Source organism: Fictibacillus nanhaiensis, assembly GCF_023715445.1.
Classification (GTDB): domain Bacteria; phylum Bacillota; class Bacilli; order Bacillales; family Fictibacillaceae; genus Fictibacillus; species Fictibacillus nanhaiensis_D.
Window position 1 is genome coordinate 1 of record NZ_JAMBOD010000023.1, and the last position, 17,479, is coordinate 17,479.

18 protein-coding genes, 1 tRNA gene, 1 other RNA gene, 1 riboswitch and 1 other annotated feature are annotated in these 17,479 nt (G+C 39.9%); of the genes, 16 read left to right on the forward strand and 4 right to left on the reverse strand.

Going from position 1 to position 17,479, the window contains the following annotated elements; genetic code table 11:
* Nucleotides 1–405: 405 nt before the first annotated feature.
* Nucleotides 406–1,389 carry a YaaC family protein gene (locus tag M3196_RS21470; RefSeq protein WP_251324333.1) on the reverse strand — a complete coding sequence of 328 codons (984 nt, stop codon included), beginning with the start codon at nt 1,387–1,389 and terminating at the stop codon, nt 406–408.
* 134 nt (nt 1,390–1,523) lie between these two features.
* Here M3196_RS21470 and guaB point away from each other — a divergent pair, with 134 nt between their 5' ends.
* The 9 genes from guaB to M3196_RS21515 all read left to right on the forward strand — a co-directional run bounded on the left by guaB (nt 1,524) and on the right by M3196_RS21515 (nt 10,853).
* Nucleotides 1,524–2,981 carry an IMP dehydrogenase gene (guaB, locus tag M3196_RS21475; RefSeq protein WP_251324334.1) on the forward strand — a complete coding sequence of 486 codons (1,458 nt, stop codon included), beginning with the start codon at nt 1,524–1,526 and terminating at the stop codon, nt 2,979–2,981.
* Between the two features lie 101 nt (nt 2,982–3,082).
* Nucleotides 3,083–4,420: a D-alanyl-D-alanine carboxypeptidase family protein gene (locus M3196_RS21480; protein WP_251324335.1), complete on the forward strand. Its 1,338-nt coding sequence runs from the start codon at nt 3,083–3,085 to the stop codon at nt 4,418–4,420.
* A 170-nt stretch (nt 4,421–4,590) separates the two neighbouring features.
* Complete coding sequence (pdxS, locus tag M3196_RS21485; RefSeq protein WP_251324336.1) at nt 4,591–5,475, forward strand: pyridoxal 5'-phosphate synthase lyase subunit PdxS; 885 nt, start codon at nt 4,591–4,593, stop codon at nt 5,473–5,475.
* A gap of 4 nt (nt 5,476–5,479) precedes the next feature.
* On the forward strand, nt 5,480–6,064 hold the full coding sequence (gene pdxT, locus M3196_RS21490) for a pyridoxal 5'-phosphate synthase glutaminase subunit PdxT (RefSeq protein WP_251324337.1): 585 nt from the start codon (nt 5,480–5,482) through the stop codon (nt 6,062–6,064).
* Nucleotides 6,065–6,101: 37 nt separating this feature from the next.
* Nucleotides 6,102–6,319 (forward strand) — a binding site (T-box leader).
* 70 nt (nt 6,320–6,389) lie between these two features.
* On the forward strand, nt 6,390–7,664 hold the full coding sequence (gene serS, locus M3196_RS21495; RefSeq protein ID WP_251324338.1) for a serine--tRNA ligase: 1,275 nt from the start codon (nt 6,390–6,392) through the stop codon (nt 7,662–7,664).
* A 102-nt stretch (nt 7,665–7,766) separates the two neighbouring features.
* Nucleotides 7,767–7,859: transfer RNA gene (locus M3196_RS21500), tRNA-Ser, on the forward strand.
* Nucleotides 7,860–8,183: 324 nt separating this feature from the next.
* Nucleotides 8,184–8,281: riboswitch (SAM riboswitch) on the forward strand.
* 67 nt (nt 8,282–8,348) lie between these two features.
* Complete coding sequence (locus M3196_RS21505; RefSeq protein WP_251324339.1) at nt 8,349–9,362, forward strand: methionine ABC transporter ATP-binding protein; 1,014 nt, start codon at nt 8,349–8,351, stop codon at nt 9,360–9,362.
* The gene (locus tag M3196_RS21510; protein ID WP_251324340.1) at nt 9,352–10,017 is read left to right on the forward strand and encodes a methionine ABC transporter permease; all 666 of its coding nucleotides are present in this window, start codon (nt 9,352–9,354) and stop codon (nt 10,015–10,017) included. The genes M3196_RS21505 and M3196_RS21510 overlap by 11 nt, the downstream gene beginning before the upstream one ends.
* A gap of 20 nt (nt 10,018–10,037) precedes the next feature.
* On the forward strand, nt 10,038–10,853 hold the full coding sequence (locus tag M3196_RS21515) for a MetQ/NlpA family ABC transporter substrate-binding protein (protein WP_251324341.1): 816 nt from the start codon (nt 10,038–10,040) through the stop codon (nt 10,851–10,853).
* Between the two features lie 45 nt (nt 10,854–10,898).
* Here M3196_RS21515 and M3196_RS21520 read toward each other — a convergent pair whose 3' ends face one another.
* From M3196_RS21520 to M3196_RS21530, 3 genes are all read right to left on the reverse strand, one after another.
* A complete protein-coding gene (locus M3196_RS21520) occupies nt 10,899–11,567 on the reverse strand; it encodes a deoxynucleoside kinase (protein ID WP_251324342.1) in 669 nt (222 codons plus the stop codon).
* Nucleotides 11,564–12,205 (reverse strand): deoxynucleoside kinase, encoded by a 642-nt coding sequence (locus M3196_RS21525; protein ID WP_251324343.1) that lies wholly within the window; start codon nt 12,203–12,205, stop codon nt 11,564–11,566. The genes M3196_RS21520 and M3196_RS21525 overlap by 4 nt, the downstream gene beginning before the upstream one ends.
* Before the next feature lie 117 nt (nt 12,206–12,322).
* Nucleotides 12,323–12,925, reverse strand: coding sequence for a cysteine hydrolase family protein (locus tag M3196_RS21530; RefSeq protein WP_251324344.1), 603 nt, complete (start codon nt 12,923–12,925; stop codon nt 12,323–12,325).
* 102 nt (nt 12,926–13,027) lie between these two features.
* Between M3196_RS21530 and tadA the strand changes: the two genes are divergently transcribed.
* From tadA to M3196_RS21565, 7 genes are all read left to right on the forward strand, one after another.
* Nucleotides 13,028–13,528, forward strand: a complete 501-nt coding sequence (tadA, locus tag M3196_RS21535) for a tRNA adenosine(34) deaminase TadA (RefSeq protein ID WP_251324345.1) — start codon at nt 13,028–13,030, stop codon at nt 13,526–13,528.
* 86 nt (nt 13,529–13,614) lie between these two features.
* Nucleotides 13,615–13,879: signal recognition particle sRNA large type (gene ffs / locus M3196_RS21540), an RNA gene on the forward strand.
* A 105-nt stretch (nt 13,880–13,984) separates the two neighbouring features.
* Nucleotides 13,985–15,697 carry a DNA polymerase III subunit gamma/tau gene (gene dnaX / locus M3196_RS21545; protein WP_251324346.1) on the forward strand — a complete coding sequence of 571 codons (1,713 nt, stop codon included), beginning with the start codon at nt 13,985–13,987 and terminating at the stop codon, nt 15,695–15,697.
* A gap of 14 nt (nt 15,698–15,711) precedes the next feature.
* Complete coding sequence (locus M3196_RS21550; protein WP_425311039.1) at nt 15,712–16,029, forward strand: YbaB/EbfC family nucleoid-associated protein; 318 nt, start codon at nt 15,712–15,714, stop codon at nt 16,027–16,029.
* Between the two features lie 9 nt (nt 16,030–16,038).
* Complete coding sequence (gene recR / locus M3196_RS21555; RefSeq protein WP_251324347.1) at nt 16,039–16,635, forward strand: recombination mediator RecR; 597 nt, start codon at nt 16,039–16,041, stop codon at nt 16,633–16,635.
* A gap of 17 nt (nt 16,636–16,652) precedes the next feature.
* Complete coding sequence (locus M3196_RS21560) at nt 16,653–16,877, forward strand: YaaL family protein (RefSeq protein ID WP_251324348.1); 225 nt, start codon at nt 16,653–16,655, stop codon at nt 16,875–16,877.
* A gap of 78 nt (nt 16,878–16,955) precedes the next feature.
* Nucleotides 16,956–17,222, forward strand: a complete 267-nt coding sequence (locus tag M3196_RS21565; protein WP_251324349.1) for a pro-sigmaK processing inhibitor BofA family protein — start codon at nt 16,956–16,958, stop codon at nt 17,220–17,222.
* The last annotated feature ends 257 nt before the right edge of the window (nt 17,223–17,479 follow it).

Sequence of the window (17,479 nt, forward strand, 5' to 3'; positions counted from 1 at the left end):
TTAAGCTCTTCAGCGCCGATGGTAGTTGGGGGTCTCCCCCTGTAAGAGTAGGACGTCGCTAGGCAAAATGAGGAAGATGGATGAGATCCATCTTCTTTTTTGTGTTAAAAGGAGGTAAGAAGATGGTCTAGCCATCTTCTTTTTATTTGTTGTTCAGAATCATTTTGTCGAAAAGCCTATAAATGAAGAATTAGGGCCTAGTAACGAAATTTACGGCCTACAAATTTTATTTACGGCCTATAAATGCAAAATTACGGCCTATAAAATACAATTACGGCCTATAAATGCTTTTCCCCTATTCAAGGAAAGAGATCCTGCCCAGCGAAAACCCTCATGACATCAACCAAAATGAACCCTTCTTCAAGAACCAATCAGCATAAAAGACATTGATTGGTTTTTACTTATTTAAATTAAGGTATCCATGGTATGGAGTAATTGACCGAAGAGATAAGGAATTTTCTGACCAGTTAAAGTTAGAAATTGATTAATAAAAGGCAGTTCTTCTGAAGTATAGGTGTGAAACAATTCACTCCACCATTCTGTATCGTACCGGCTAATCATACTTAAGTTGTAAAGAAGAACATAATGAACCATCAATTCATTGAGTTCTGGTAGTTGCATTAGATCGCGATCAACAGGAAAGTAATACGTTTTTTCTGCAATATGATAACTTAGAGGGAAACAATTGAATGCGTGGAGATTTTCCTTTATAAATACCCGATAATTATTTGCTGACTGATTATTTAACTCAATCCTTATATTAGAAGAAAGAGTACTATTGATGTACTCGATAAATCTTTCACCCGACATATGCAAAAAGTTAGCAGCCTCTCCAGTTAACGAATAGCTATTACTGCTTTCTTTGTCCATTTTCAATTGGTGAATTGAACCGGTCATTTGTTTGTACAAAGACCCTAATTCAGGCAGTGTTTTAAGTAAATGATTCATCATAAATTTTTCGCCTTCAATGTGTTTCATGTGAAACAATTTTTCACAAAAATGATTAAACAGACCTGTCTTTTGTACTTTTACTTCATCATTAAAAAATTCGTAGCTTCTTTTTTTTCTCTTTCTTGTAGACAAACCATGGGCCAAAACAGAACTGGAATCGGGATAATCAGGATCAGTGCATAAAATACAAGCTTTCATCAACTGAGTCATTCCATAAAAGAGAAGTACAGGTTTTAGTTCTACAGGAGCTTGGTTAGCCAGCGTATAATATTTTTTGCCGTGTTCAATATAGTAAATAAATCCAAAAGTATTATCAAAGCTTTTTCCGCTGCTGTCCTGGAAACCTAATTTTTCATATTGCTTTGCTAGAAAATACTGTGTTTTTTGAGAGGAAAAGAACATATCAAACAAAGACCAATTATCTTGCTGCATCACCATTGGGTGTTTTCCTCCTGTAATTTAAATTATTTGAAAAATCGAACATATCTTGTATTCCTTGACACTAGTTTACCCAGTTGATAATCTACAAATAATATTTTTCTGGATTATAAAATTGAAGGGGTGGGTTCGGCATGTGGCAAGATAAATTTGCAAAAGAAGGATTGACGTTTGATGATGTGTTATTAATTCCTGCAAAATCTTCAGTTCTTCCTAATGAGGTTTCAATTAAAACAAGGTTATCTGATTCTGTTCAATTGAATATCCCGATTATTAGTGCTGGGATGGATACTGTAACGGAAGCAAATATGGCGATTGCAATGGCACGCCAAGGCGGACTTGGAATTGTCCATAAGAATATGTCAATAGAAGAACAGGCTGAACAAGTGGACCGTGTAAAACGTTCTGAGAGTGGTGTAATCACTAATCCGTTCTATCTAACGCCAGAACACCAAGTTTTTGATGCAGAGCACTTAATGGGTAAGTACCGTATTAGCGGTGTACCGATTGTAGATGCAAATAAAAAGCTGGTAGGTATACTTACAAACCGTGATCTGCGTTTTGTTCAGGATTATTCCATTAAGATCTCAGATGTTATGACTAAGGAAAATTTAGTAACAGCTCCTGTAGGTACTACATTAAAAGAAGCGGAAAAAACCCTTCAGCAATATAAAATTGAAAAACTTCCTTTAGTTGATGAAGATGGTACTCTTCAAGGGTTAATCACAATTAAAGATATTGAAAAAGTTATCGAATTCCCTAACTCTGCAAAAGATTCTCAAGGACGTCTACTTGTAGGTGCTGCTGTAGGAGTAACAAAAGATGCACTGTTGCGTGTTGAGAAGCTAGTTGAGTCTGGTGTGGATGCAATTGTGATTGATACAGCACACGGGCATTCAGAAGGTGTACTCCAAAAAGTAAAGGAAGTAAGACAAGCATATCCAGACCTAACGATCATTGCTGGAAACGTAGCAACTGCAGAAGCTACTCGTGATCTTATTGAAGCTGGAGCAAGTGTTGTAAAAGTGGGTATTGGTCCTGGCTCAATTTGTACGACTCGTGTTGTTGCCGGTGTAGGTGTTCCTCAAGTAACAGCTGTATACGACTGTGCAACAGAAGCGAAGAAGTACGGTGTTCCGATCATTGCCGATGGCGGCATTAAGTATTCAGGGGATATCGTTAAAGCAATCGCAGCAGGCGGACATGCCGTAATGCTTGGCAGCATGCTTGCTGGTGTATCCGAAAGTCCTGGAGAGCGTGAAATCTTCCAAGGCCGACAATTTAAGGTTTATCGCGGAATGGGTTCTGTTGGTGCGATGGAACGTGGCAGCAGTGATCGTTATTTCCAGGAAAATAATAAGAAGCTTGTGCCAGAAGGCATTGAAGGGCGCGTGCCGTACAAAGGTCCTCTTGCTGATACTGTTTATCAGCTTATTGGTGGTATTCGTTCAGGAATGGGGTATTGCGGAACGGCAACGATCGAGGAACTTCAAAATGATTCGCGTTTTGTAAAAATTACTGGGGCAGGACTTCGTGAAAGTCATCCGCATCAAGTACAAATTACTAAAGAGGCACCAAATTATTCGGTCTAAAGGCACATTTTTAGGACAGAGGTATAACCTCTGTCTATTTTTTTGGAAAGGTGTATGTTACAATAACGATTGTGTGTAAATGGGTTTGGAGGTGCAGTTTTTTGAACAGCAAGATTAAACAAATGTTAGTGGTAACACTGATTTTATCATTTTTTACAACAAGTTTATTAGGATTTTCTAATTCAGCAAGTGCAGCACCATCGTTGGATGTGAAAGCTGAGGCTGCTATATTGGTCGATGGTGATACGGGTAAAATATTATATCAGAAAAATGTTGATATGATGCTTCCGCCAGCAAGTATGACTAAGATGATGACTGAATACTTATTGTTAGAATCAATTAAGAAAAATAAAATTTCATGGGATCAAAAAACGCGTATCACTGAACACGCCCATAAGATCTCACAAAACCGAGGACTTTCTAACGTACCATTAAGAGTGGACGAGCAATACACTGTTCGTGAGTTATATGAAGCAATGGCTATTTACTCTGCAAACGGAGCAACGATTGCGTTAGCAGAATTAATTTCTGGTTCTGAAGCAGAATTTGTTAAAAAAATGAATGCCAAAGCAAAAGAATTAGGCTTAACAGATTATCATTTTGTAAACTCCACGGGATTGAACAACAAAGATTTAATGGGTAAGCATGCAGCTGGAGATGCAAATGAAGAGAATATGATGAGTGCACGTTCAACGGCAATTCTTGCTTTCCGTTTAATCAATGATTATCCGGAAGTCCTTGAGACAGCAAGTATTCCTGTGAAAAATTTCCGTGAAGGCACGGACGATGAAATTGAGATGGATAACTGGAACTGGATGCTTCCTGAATTAGTTTATGGATACGAAGGTGTAGACGGTTTGAAAACAGGATCTACGGATCTTGCTGGTTTTGCATTTACAGGTACGATTAAAAAAGGCGACACACGTCTTTTGTCTGTTGTTATGAAAACCAATAGCTATAAAGCGCGCTTTGATGAAACGAAGAAACTGTTCGACTACGGATTTGATAATTTTGAAAAAGCTCAGATTTTACCTGATAATTATCAGATTAAAGGCAAGAAAACTGTTCCTGTGGTAAAAGGTAAGGAAAAAGAAGTTAAAGTCGCAACGAAAGAACCTCTTTCCATGGTAATTAAAAGAGGAGAAAAAGAGAACTACAAACCTAAATTTGTTGTTGATAAAAAGAAAATGAATAAAGATGGCGAACTGACGGCTCCTGTTAAAAAGGGAGATGTTGTTGGCCATATCAATATCGAGTATAAAGGTAAAGGTGAAGATTATGGTTACCTTCTTGATGCTGATAAAAAAGGAAAAACGGAAGTTGTAACTGCAAAATCCGTTGAAAAAGCAAACTGGTTTGTCCTTGCTTTAAGAGGTGTAGGAAGCTTCTTTGGCGGTATCTGGTCCGGTACAGTGGACATGATTAAGGGTTTGTTTTAACTTCATAATTTTAACAAGCTCTTTGGCGCATGCCGAAGAGCTTTTTTTCTGAAAATATAGAGTGCTTGCGCTTTTTATGATTTACGTTAAAATAGATGAGGATACTAGTTTTATCATAAAAAAACCGAAGTATATCGGTTATACCACATATAATCAGGGGGTAGTATAGCATGTTAAAAACAGGTACTGAACGTGTAAAACGAGGAATGGCAGAAATGCAAAAGGGCGGCGTCATCATGGACGTTATTAACGCAGAGCAAGCGCGTATTGCTGAAGAAGCTGGTGCTGTAGCAGTAATGGCACTTGAGCGCGTTCCTTCAGATATTCGTGCGGCTGGCGGGGTAGCTCGTATGGCTGATCCTACAATCGTGGAAGAAGTTCTAAATGCTGTGTCTATTCCTGTAATGGCAAAAGCACGTATCGGACACATTGTGGAAGCACGCGTGCTTGAAGCTATGGGTGTTGACTACATCGATGAGAGCGAAGTTTTAACTCCTGCAGATGAAGTTTTCCACTTATTGAAGAGTGACTATACTGTACCATTCGTTTGTGGAGCACGTGATCTTGGTGAAGCGTCACGCCGTATCGGTGAAGGGGCATCTATGCTTCGTACTAAAGGTGAGCCTGGAACAGGAAACATCGTAGAAGCAGTTCGCCACATGCGTATGATTCAAGGGCAAATCCGTAAAGTTGTCGCTATGAGCGAAGACGAGTTGATGACAGAAGCAAAGAACCTGGGTGCACCATTTGAAGTTCTTCTTCAAATCAAAAAAGCTGGGAAGCTCCCTGTAGTTAACTTTGCAGCGGGCGGTATCGCTACACCAGCAGATGCAGCACTTATGATGCAGCTTGGTGCAGACGGTGTATTCGTTGGATCTGGAATCTTCAAATCTGAAAGCCCAGAAAAGTTTGCTCGTGCGATCGTTGAAGCAACTACACACTATCAAGATTACAAACTAATCGCTGAACTATCAAAAGGTCTAGGAACACCTATGAAGGGTATCGATATCTCTACATTAGCTCCAGGTGAGCGCATGCAGGAGCGAGGCTGGTAATTACATGCTGAAAATCGGAGTTTTAGCATTACAAGGAGCAGTACGAGAGCATGTTCGAGCGATTGAAGCAAGCGGTGCAGAAGCCGTTGCAGTAAAACGTATAGAAGAGCTTGAGGATCTTGACGGTCTGGTTATGCCAGGCGGCGAGAGCACAGCGATGAGACGTTTGATTGATAAATACAGTTTCCTTGAACCTTTGAAGGAATTTGCTAAGAATAAACCTGTTTTCGGTACATGTGCAGGATTGATTCTAATGGCTAAACGTATCCAAGGACAAGATACAGCTCATTTAGAATTAATCGATATGACAGTTGAACGCAACGCGTTTGGCCGCCAGGTTGACAGTTTTGAAGCTGATCTAATGATTCATGGTGTTGGAGAAGATTTTACGGGTGTATTCATCCGTGCACCGTTTATCGTAGAAGTAGGTCCTGAAGTTGAAATTCTTTCAAAGCATAACGACCGAATAGTTGCAGCAAAACAAGGTCATTTCTTATGTGCAGCTTTTCATCCGGAATTGACAGATGATTACCGTTTACATCAATTTTTTGTAAAAATGGTACAATCCAGCAAAGAAGTAGTTGCATAAAATAGAAAAATGCTGTACATTACTATAAAATCATCATAAAAAATCAATGACAGGAACTAGTAGCAAAAATGACTTTGTCTAGAGAGTCGGTGGCTGGTGAAAACCGATCAAAGTGTTTTGTGAATCCATCCTCGAGTGAAAAGCCGAACGTAAGTAAGCTTTTCCGGTGAAGAACCGTTATATTTAAACGAGCCGGCAATAGGCATAGTTCTATTGCAATCAGGGTGGCAACGCGGGTTAACTCTCGTCCCTGTTTCTAATGTGAGTATTAGAAGCAGGGGCGGGAGTTTTTTGATTTTTTATAACACATAAGGAGGAAAACAGAATGTTGGATTTAAAATTTGTCCGTGCTAATTTTGAAGAAGTGAAACAAAGGCTGTCTGCAAGAGGCGAAGATCTTTCTGGATTGGATCAGTTTGAAGCACTTGATCAGCGCCGCAGGGAGTTAATTGGTGAGACGGAGGCTTTAAAGTCTAAGCGTAATGAAGTATCCAAGCAGGTTGCAGAATTTAAGCGTGAAAAGAAAGATGCTGATCATTTAATCACCGAGATGCGTGAAGTAGGAGATAAAATCAAGACGATTGATGATGAACTTCGTCAGGTTGAGGAAGATCTTCATGGGATTATGCTTACTTTGCCAAACCTTCCGCATGAGAGTGTACCTGTTGGTGAAACAGAGGATGATAACGTTCCTGTTCGCCACTGGGGAGAGGTACCGGAGTTTTCTTTTGAAGCCAAAGCACATTGGGATATCGCAGCTGACTTGAACATCGTTGATTTTGAACGGGGAGCAAAGGTTACAGGAAGCCGATTCGCTTTTTATAAAGGCCTTGGCGCACGTTTAGAGCGAGCATTGATCAATTTCATGATGGATCTTCACGAAGATGAGCATGGCTATACAGAAGTACTTCCTCCTTACATGGTTAATCGCCAAAGCATGACAGGTACAGGTCAGCTCCCAAAATTTGAAGAAGACGCATTTAAGATTCGTGAGGAAGATTACTTCTTGATCCCAACATCAGAGGTGCCTGTAACAAATATGCACCGAGAAGAAATTCTAACGGCTGAAGAGCTTCCAATCACATATGCAGCATACAGCGCATGCTTCCGTTCTGAAGCAGGTTCTGCAGGACGTGACACGCGCGGTTTAATCCGTCAGCACCAATTTAACAAAGTAGAGCTTGTACGATTCGTTAAGCCGGAAAATTCTTATGATGAGCTTGAGACGCTTACAGGCCATGCTGAAAAGGTTCTGCAGCTCTTAAATCTTCCTTACCGTGTGTTAAGCATGTGTACAGCTGATCTAGGCTTTACGGCTGCTAAAAAATACGACATCGAAGTGTACCTTCCAAGCTATGGTACGTACCGAGAGATTTCTTCTTGTTCAAACTTTGAAGACTTCCAAGCGCGCCGTGCTCAGATCCGTTTCCGCAGGGAAGCGAAAGGAAAGCCTGAACTTGTTCATACACTGAATGGTTCTGGTCTTGCTATCGGACGTACAGTAGCTGCAATTTTGGAGAACTATCAGCAAGAAGATGGAACGGTTATCATTCCTGAAGTACTTCGTCCATATATGGGCAACAAAGAAGTAATTAAGTAAATGAAAAGAGAGGAAATATCTCCTCTCTTTTTTTAACTTTTTTTAAGAATAACGTTGACACTATATTTCTTTACATGTTATTATAGTTCTTGTCAGTCACACGGAGGTATACCCAAGTCCGGCTGAAGGGATCGGTCTTGAAAACCGACAGGGGTTTAACGACCCGCGGGGGTTCGAATCCCTCTACCTCCTCCATATACATATATTCAACCTCATCTGAGCTTATCAGGTGAGGTTTTTTTGTTGTTTTTGTTCATTGATGAGCTGCGAATCTCTTCGTCAATTTTGTGTATGCGGTACTCACTTATTGATAATAAGCTCCGTTTTCTCAACACTTCATTGCCCTAAAGGAACAAATGATTGGTTGATGAGCTACGAATCTCTTTGGCAGACTCAAAAATATTTTTCCGCATCTCTTCAGTAATGAAAACGCTATCACTCTAAAGTAATAAAAAATGTTATTGACAGAACTTTTAGACAGAGAGTAAGATGTCAATTATAACTTAATTAAATAATCAACACTTATTAAGAGAGACTGAGGGATCAGGCCCAATGACGTCCGGCAACCTCCATTTATGGAACGGTGCCACTTCCTGCAGAATGATGAATTATAAGTCGATGCATGTATATTCGCCCTCTTCCATTGAATGAAGAGGGCTTTTTTATATTTAAGGAGGAGGACATATGATTGAGGTTCGTGATGTAACGAAAATTTATTCCGCTAAAGGAAAAGATATTGTTGGGGTCAAGAATGTTTCACTCAAAATTGAGAAGGGTGAGATATTTGGAATTGTTGGCTATAGCGGTGCTGGTAAAAGCTCTCTCCTCCGTTGCTTAAATTTATTAGAGAAGCCAACATCAGGCGAAATTTTAATCGACGGTGTTTCTATTACAAAACTATCTAAGAAAGAACTTCGTGAAGAACGGTTAAAAATAGGAATGATCTTTCAGCATTTTTATCTCATAAGTGCGAAAACCGTATACGAAAATATCGCATTTGCTTTAAAAGCTGCTGGCAAAAAGAAAGATGAGATTAATCATAAGACCCTTGAACTGTTAAAAATGGTTGGGTTAGAAAATCAAAAGGATCAGTATCCAGCTCAGTTAAGCGGCGGACAAAAGCAGCGGGTCGGAATTGCGCGGGCACTGGCTAACGATCCAAAAGTATTGCTTTGTGATGAAGCAACTTCTGCACTCGATCCAAACACAACAAAAGCTATTCTTTCACTCCTGCAATCCATCAACAAAGAGCTGGGCATCACTATCGTACTTATCACACATGAGATGGAAGTAGTAAAAGAGATTTGTCATCGGATGGCGGTCATGCAGGATGGGGAAATCATTGAGACAGGTGATGTATATAACTTGTTTGCACACCCAGAGAAAGAGTTAACTAAGTCGTTTATCAGCAGTGTGATCCAGATGAATCTTCCTGAACCGCTTTTAAAAGGACGTAAAGGTGTGGTTATTAAAATTCACTTTAAAGGAGCGATTGCAGAAGAAGCGGTTGTATCTGAACTGTTTCAAAACTTTAAAGTGAAAGGAAATATCCTTCACGGAAAGATTGAATACATCCAAGAAACTCCATTAGGTATTTTTATTATGGAACTGATAGGCGAAGAAACAGAAGTGAAGCGCGCAATGGATTATATTAAAGATCGAATCGAAAATCTAGAGGTGGTGAAACATGTTGCTTGAGTCTTTGTACAGCATCTTACCTGATTTGAATAAAGCATTTTTTGAAACGTTATATATGGTCGCAATATCCTTAGGTGTGTCCCTGATTGTCGGTCTTCCGTTAGGTGTAATATTGTTCGTTACAGACAGAGGATTATTGTTTGAAAACGTCTGGATCAAACAAACCGCAGGTATTTTAGTAAATCTGATCCGTTCTGTACCGTTTATCATTCTTCTAGTAGCTTTGCTGCCTTTAACTCAGCTGATCACGGGTACGACGATCGGACCAACAGCAGCTTCTGTTTCATTATCTGTCGCGGCTATTCCTTTCTTTGCACGATTAGTTGAAACCTCATTAAGAGAGATCGATAAAGGAGTGATTGAAGCGGCGGTTGCGGTAGGAGCAACACCTTGGATGATTATTCGTGAGGTGCTGCTGCCTGAAGCAAAGCCAGGAATCGTTCAGGCGATTACAGTCACGGCTATAAGCTTATTAGGTTACTCCGCAATGGCAGGTATTGTAGGGGGCGGAGGGATTGGAGACTTTGCGATTCGATTTGGCTATTACCGGTACGATAACACAATCATGTTTACAACGGTGGTTCTGCTGATTGTCATTGTTCAGCTCATGCAGGTTATCGGTGACGGAGTGGCTCGTGCGGTAAACAAAAGATAAAAAATAAAAGGGGATTCCACATGAAAAAAATCATAGTTACGCTATTCACTGCAATTGCTGTGCTCACTTTGGCAGCTTGTTCATCAACATCAGGAGAATCAAAAGAGAAAGAAGTTACTCTTGGAGCAACCGCTGGTCCATACACCGACATGGTAAACAAAGCGATCAAACCATCTTTAGAGAAAAAAGGCTATAAAGTAAAGGTTGTTGAATTCAGTGATTACATTCAGCCAAACTTGGCGCTTTCTAAAGGTGATCTGGATGCAAACCTTTTTCAGCATAAAATTTATATGGAGAACTTCGCAAAAGAAAAAAATCTAAAATTATCTGAAGTCATTATTGTTCCTACGGCTCCAATGGGATTGTATTCTAATAAGTTCAAATCACTAGAAGAGATAAAAGAAGGCAGCACTCTTGCGATTCCGAATGATCCTGTAAACTTAGCGCGCACGCTTATCATGCTTCAAGATGCGAAACTCATTACGATAAAAGAAAATATCAATCAGCTTACTGCCTCTGAAAAAGATATTAAAGATAACCCGAAAAACCTTAAATTCAAGCCATTAGAAGCGGCACAGCTTCCACGAACAGTACAAAGTGCAGATGTTGCTGCCGTGCCAGGGAACTTTGCGCTCGCTGCAAAAATGGATCTTCTAGACGCACTTCAGCTTGAAAATATGCCTGATACGTATCGAAATCGTGTAGTGGTTAATACAAAAGACTTAGAGTCCACATTTGCGAAAGATATAAAAGAGGTAGTTGAATCAAAAGAATTTGAAGAAGTGATCGATAAAGAATTCAAAGGTTTCGGTAAACCAGAATGGATGAGTAAATAAAAAACAAAGCCCCGGGTCAAATTCATGACTTACGGGGCTTTTGCATTATAAACGAACTTCTCTTTTTGCTTCGATTTTTTGAGCGATTTTTTCTACAATATGATCGATCGATTCAGGATTATTACGAAGATCATAGTCATTTATATTAACTCGCAGCACAGGGCATGAATTAAAAGATTCAATCCACTTTTCATAACGGTCGTACATTTCTTCCCAATACGAAACGGGCGTCTCCTGCTCCATCTTACGTCCTCGCTTTTGAATACGGGCTAAAATATCGTCTAATGACCCTTCCAAATAGATCAGACAATCTGGCTGAGGGAAGTAAGGTGTCATCACCATAGCTTCAAATAGATGGGTGTATGTAGTGTAATCCACCTCAGACATATTTCCTTTGTCATAATGCATGCGGGCAAAGATGCCTGTATCTTCATAGATTGAACGATCTTGTACAAACCCGCCGCCATAATCGAACATCCTCTTTTGTTCTTTAAAGCGTTCAGCCAAGAAAAAGATTTGCAGATGAAAACTCCATCGTTTGAAATCGTGGTAGAAGTTTTCTAAATATGGATTGTTGTCGACCTTTTCCATTGAAGTACGGAATTTTAATTTATCAGCAAGCGCATTGGTCAGAGTAGATTTACCTGCACCAACCATTCCTGCTACTGTAATTACGGCATCATTTGGAATGCCATATTGAATTAGTTTGTTCATTTTGCAACTTCTCCTTTTTTCAAAGTTGCATCTATTAAGGAAAAGATTTTCTCTTTATCCTTTTCATACGCAACAAAATCTAACTCGTCTCCGTTAAAAGTCAGCACCGGAATTTCAGGATGCTGCTTTTTAAATGCAGACATGAATGTATCGTAATCAGCAGCAAGCTGTTCTAAGTATGCAGGTTCTATGTTTTGCTCGATAAAACGGCCGCGCTGTTTTATGCGTTTTAACAATGTATCGAGACTTGCATTTAAGTATATGATCATGTTCGGAACAGGCATATCTTCTGTTAAAATATCAAAGCATTGCATGTATTTATTGTAATGGCGGTCTTTTAATGTACGACCGGCAAAAATTCTGTTCTTAAAAATGTGGTAATCGGAAACGACAGGAATTTGTTTTTCTAAGTATTGATCTTGAATGTCTTCAAGCTGTTTATACCTGTTGCATAGAAAAAACATCTCGGTTTGAAAACTCCACTCATCGATATCGTCGTAAAATTTTCCGAGAAAAGGATTCTCTTCTACAATTTCCTTTAATAATTGAAATTCAAAGTGCTCTGCAATGGCTTTAGCCAGTGATGTTTTCCCTACGCCAATCGGCCCTTCAACTGCGATAAAGGGGGTTGAACTCATCTCCCTTTTCCTCCCTTTCTGTTAACAAAACGAAAAATTACAGACAAAGAATATTGTAGCATACGTTTAGAAAAGGTGGATAGATTATCGCTAAAATTAATCGATAATAACAACTTCTTAGTAGATTGTTCTTTGTTTGCTTTTCTCAGCTTGCTGTATGATGGATGACAGGTCTAATTCATCACTTGGACTGATGTCTGCATCCAATGTTTTTTCCATTAAAGTTAGTGCTCTTTCATTATCTTCTTCTATATTAGATGCTGAACAATCAGATGGTGCATAAATATTGAACCCGCGCATATAGGCGTCATTTGCTGTGAAAAGGACACAAATATTGCCTGCAACACCACATATGATTAATGTTTGTACTTTTAGATCATTTAATAAAGTTGATAAGGGTGTTGAAAAGAAACCAGAGTGCTTTGGTTTTATAACGAAATAATCGTCATCATCAGGCTGCAAAGCTTTTACGAAGTCTCCGCCATCTTGATCCATACAATATTCAACGAGTTTTTGCTTATCGGACTGCCATTGACCAAAATTATCGTTTACATAGATAACTGGAATACCTTCTTTTTTTGCACGTTTCTTTAGATTTGCAATTTTTTCAGCGATCGGAGCAGAAGTTTTTAACAAAAGAGGAGCTTCTGGAAAATTAAAGTCATTTATCACGTCAATAATAAGCATAGCGACAGGGATCTTATTTTCAGTCTGGTTCATATACACGTCCCTCTCCTTTGTTTTTATAGAATCATTCCTTTCTTTATTATTTACAAAACCTCTTGTATAATCTCTAACAACTAATACTTTGGAGCGGAAACAATGGAAAACCAAGAAAAAGACAATTATTATATGGAGCTGGCATTAAAAGAAGCAAAAAAAGCAGCTGAAATCGGTGAAGTTCCTATCGGTGCTGTTTTGGTAAAAGATGAAAAGATACTGGCAAGAGCTCATAATTTGCGTGAAGTTGAACAAAGAGCCATTGCACATGCAGAACTTTTAGCGATTGATGAAGCGTGCAAGGAAACAGGTGCATGGAGGCTGGAAGGAACAACTTTATATGTAACACTAGAGCCATGTCCGATGTGTGCAGGCGCTATCGTTTTATCGAGAGTAAAAAGGGTTGTTTACGGAGCGGCTGATCCAAAAGGAGGCTGTGCAGGGACTCTGATGAACCTTTTACAAGAAGATCGGTTCAATCATCAATGTGAAGTTATATCGGGTGTAAAAGAAGAAGCATGCAGAGAAATACTTTCCACCTTTTTTAAAACCCTCAGAGATCGCAAAAGGAAAGAAAAGGAAGAGCGAAATAATGAGCTTTAAGGCTCGTACGGTTGATTTTTAATGACAGGCATAGTATACTAAATCTTGCACATTTGATTGTGCACCTAACAATGTTATACACTTTGTCGCGCTAGATGGGGAGGTAGCGGTGCCCTGTACTCGCAATCCGCTGTAGCGAGGTTGAATTCCTCTCCTCGGTTAGTTCAACGTATGGTCTGACGGACGTAAGTGGTGTTGATGTCCGGGTCCTGCGCAACGGAGACCCATGAACCCTGTCAGGTCCGGAAGGAAGCAGCAGTAAGTGGACCACTTCGTGTGCCGTGGGGCAACCTGGACTGAGCTAACTGCGTTTGTACGCATAGGTTGACTATTCCAAAGAGAGGTGCGCGGCATTCTAATATATAAACAATAACTCATCCTTGTCTCAGGGGTGAGTTTTTTGTAATGTTTCAGTATAATAAAGAAAGAATGAAATGATTTTAGGGAGGCAAAGGGATGAGTTATCAGGCACTCTACCGTGTATGGAGACCACAAAGTTTTGAAGATGTGGTCGGGCAGGAACACATTACGAAAACAATTCAAAATGCCTTGATGCAGGACAAGCTTTCCCATGCCTACCTGTTTTCAGGACCACGAGGAACGGGAAAAACAAGTGCTGCCAAAATTATAGCAAAAGCAGTAAACTGTGAACGTGCTCCCGTGTCTGAGCCATGTAATGAATGTGATGCATGCCGGGGCATAACGAACGGGACCATTTCTGACGTACTTGAAATTGACGCTGCCTCCAATACAGGCGTAGACGATATACGTGACATCAGGGACAAGGTAAAGTTTGCTCCTTCATCTGTAACGTACAAAGTCTATATTATTGATGAAGTACATATGTTATCAACCGGAGCATTTAACGCTTTGTTGAAAACTTTAGAGGAACCGCCAAGCCATGTTATTTTTATTCTTGCAACAACAGAGCCGCACAAAATTCCGGCTACCATTGTTTCAAGGTGTCAGCGTTTTGATTTTAAGCGGATTTCATCGCAGTCTATCATTGGACGGATGAAAAAGGTAGTCGACGCAAACGGAACAGAAGTAGAAGAAGAAGCATTGCAGCTCTTAGCTCGTGCTGCTGAAGGCGGTATGCGTGACGCGCTTAGCTTGTTAGACCAGGCGATTTCCTATAGTGATGAAAGAGTAAGAGTCGAGGACGTTCTTTCCGTAACAGGATCAGCTTCCCAAAAACATCTTTCTGATATGGCTGAAGCCTTTTTAGAAAAAGATGTATCAAAGGCTTTAACGATTTCAACAGATCTTTTACAAGAAGGAAAAGATCCTGTCCGTTTCCTAGGAGACTTGATTTATTATTACAGAGACATGCTGCTGTATAAAGCAGCACCCCAGCTTGAAGAGCTTTTAGAGCGAGTTTCTACAGATGAATCATTTGAACGGCTTGCCTCATCGACTGAAACTGAAAGTATTTATTCGATCATCAGCCAGTTGAACCAGGCTCAGCAAGAGATGAAATGGACGAATCATCCTAAAATCTTTTTAGAAACGACGTTCATCAAAATTTGTTATCAAAAACGAGAAGGTGGAACGGCACAGACGGAGAATCCTTCTGTGGAACCTCTTTTACAGAGAATTGAGCAGCTTGAGCAAGAGCTTACTAAAATGAAGCAGGGCGGATGGACTTCAAACGGTTCGGCTGGTAATGCAGATCAGGAAGCACCTAAAGAAAAAAGAGTGATACGTACACAGGGCGGCGCATCACATGGTCAAGTAAAAGAGATGCTGAAAAAAGCAAAGAAGCCGAATCTTGTTCAAATAAAAGGCATGTGGGGCGAAATTCTGGATAAAATCCGTTCAGAAAAAGTAAGTGCTTATGCATTGCTGTCTAGTGCAGAACCTGTAGCATGTTCTGATCAAATGTTCCTGCTTGCTTTTCAGCACGAAATCCACAGGCAGATGGCATCACAAGATAACAACCGGAGCTATGTAGAAGGAGCAGTTTATAGTACAATAGGTAAGAACCTTTCCATGTTATCCATACTGGATCCGGAATGGCAAAAACTAAAAGCTGAATTCATTAAAGAGCAACAGCAAGGCCAGCTTTCTTCTGAAGAACAGGAAATGAAAGAAGACCCTCTCATAACAGAAGCGATCAAACTGGTTGGCGATGATTTAATTGAGATAAAAGAAGAAGAGAATGAATAAGGAGGAATTGTAAGATGATGAAAGGCAACATGAACAATATGATGAAACAAATGCAAAAAATGCAGCGTGATATGGCTAAAGCGCAAGAGGAATTAAAGGATAAAGTGATCGAAGGAACAGCTGGCGGCGGAATGGTTACCGTAAAAGCGAACGGCCACAAAGAAATCATTGATATTGTGATTAAAGAGGAAGTTGTAGACCCGGATGATATCGAAATGCTTCAAGACCTTGTACTAGCGGCTACTAACGATGCACTTAAAAAAGTAGACGAAATGGTTTCACAAGACATGGGCAAATTCACAAAAGGGCTAAACATTCCTGGTTTATTCTAGGAGTATTCCATGCATTATCCTGAACCGATTTCAAAACTGATTGAAAGCTTTATGAAATTGCCGGGCATCGGACCGAAAACGGCGGTTCGCCTGGCATTTTTCGTATTGGAAATGAAGGAAGATGACGTTCTTGACTTTGGCCGTGCACTCGTCAATGCAAAACGCCAGCTTATCTATTGTTCCAATTGTTTTCATATTACTGACCGTGATCCTTGTATGATTTGTGATGATTCAAGCAGAGACCGTTCGACGATCTGTGTCGTACATGACTCCAAAGATGTTATTGCTATGGAAAAAATGAAAGAATACCGCGGGCTTTACCACGTTCTACAAGGAGCGATCTCTCCAATGGACGGAATCGGACCTGAAGACATTAAAATCGCTGAGCTCTTAAAACGTTTAACAGACGAGGGAGTTCAAGAAATTATTATGGCGACTGATCCGAACATTGAAGGAGAAGCGACAGCTATGTATATGGCCCGGCTTCTAAAACCAACCGGTATTAAGATAACTCGTATCGCACACGGCCTCCCAGTAGGCGGAGACTTGGAATATGCGGATGAAGTTACGCTATCAAAAGCGCTTGAAGGCAGAAGAGAAATCTAACTAAAGGGGTTTGCTACATGTTTTTTTCCCGCAAAGGGCGGTTGAAGCGGTCCGGAGATCAACAGTTGCTCCAAAGTCTTGATGAATTAAAAACAGAATGGATGCATCAAAAAGAAATGGTGGAGCGCAGTGTTGAACCATCAGAAGAAGTCCTATTTAAACTTCAACTGGCAGAATCTAAGTATTTCTTCTTATTAAAAGAAGCTAAAAAAAGAAACGTAACGACCAGCAGACTAAAATAACTGCTGGTCTTTTTTTGGGACAACTTCCATACAATGACTAGTAAATAAAACTGGATGTTTGTATAGGAGGTATGAATAGTGGAGCCGATTACTGTTATCGCAATACTTGGAACCATCATTTTTGTTCTTTTGCTCGCAGGTGCTCCAATGCGGCCTTTAAGGTGGCTTGGATTTGGAATTACACGTTTTTGTATCGGGGCTTTACTTCTCTTTTTATTGAATGCGATCGGCAATTCCTACGATATACACATACCGATTAATACCTTTACCGCGTTAATCTCGGGTATTGCCGGGCTGCCGGGAATCGCGTCATTGGTTGCCATCGAGTTTTTCATTTTAGGATAGAATAACTTAAATAAGTGGATGCAGTGAAAAGGTTCAGAGGCTGAAATATAGCTGTCTGAGCTTTTTTTATTAAAAACGAAAATATTTTAAAATAGCTATTGACCCATATCGTTATGCGTGATATATTATTAAAGTCGCCAAAACGAGCGGCACACAAGTTCTTTGAAAACTGAACAAAAGAAATAGGTAAGGAATTACATTTAATTCCGTCAGTTTTAAATCGAGCAAGTCAAACACTTTTATGGAGAGTTTGATCC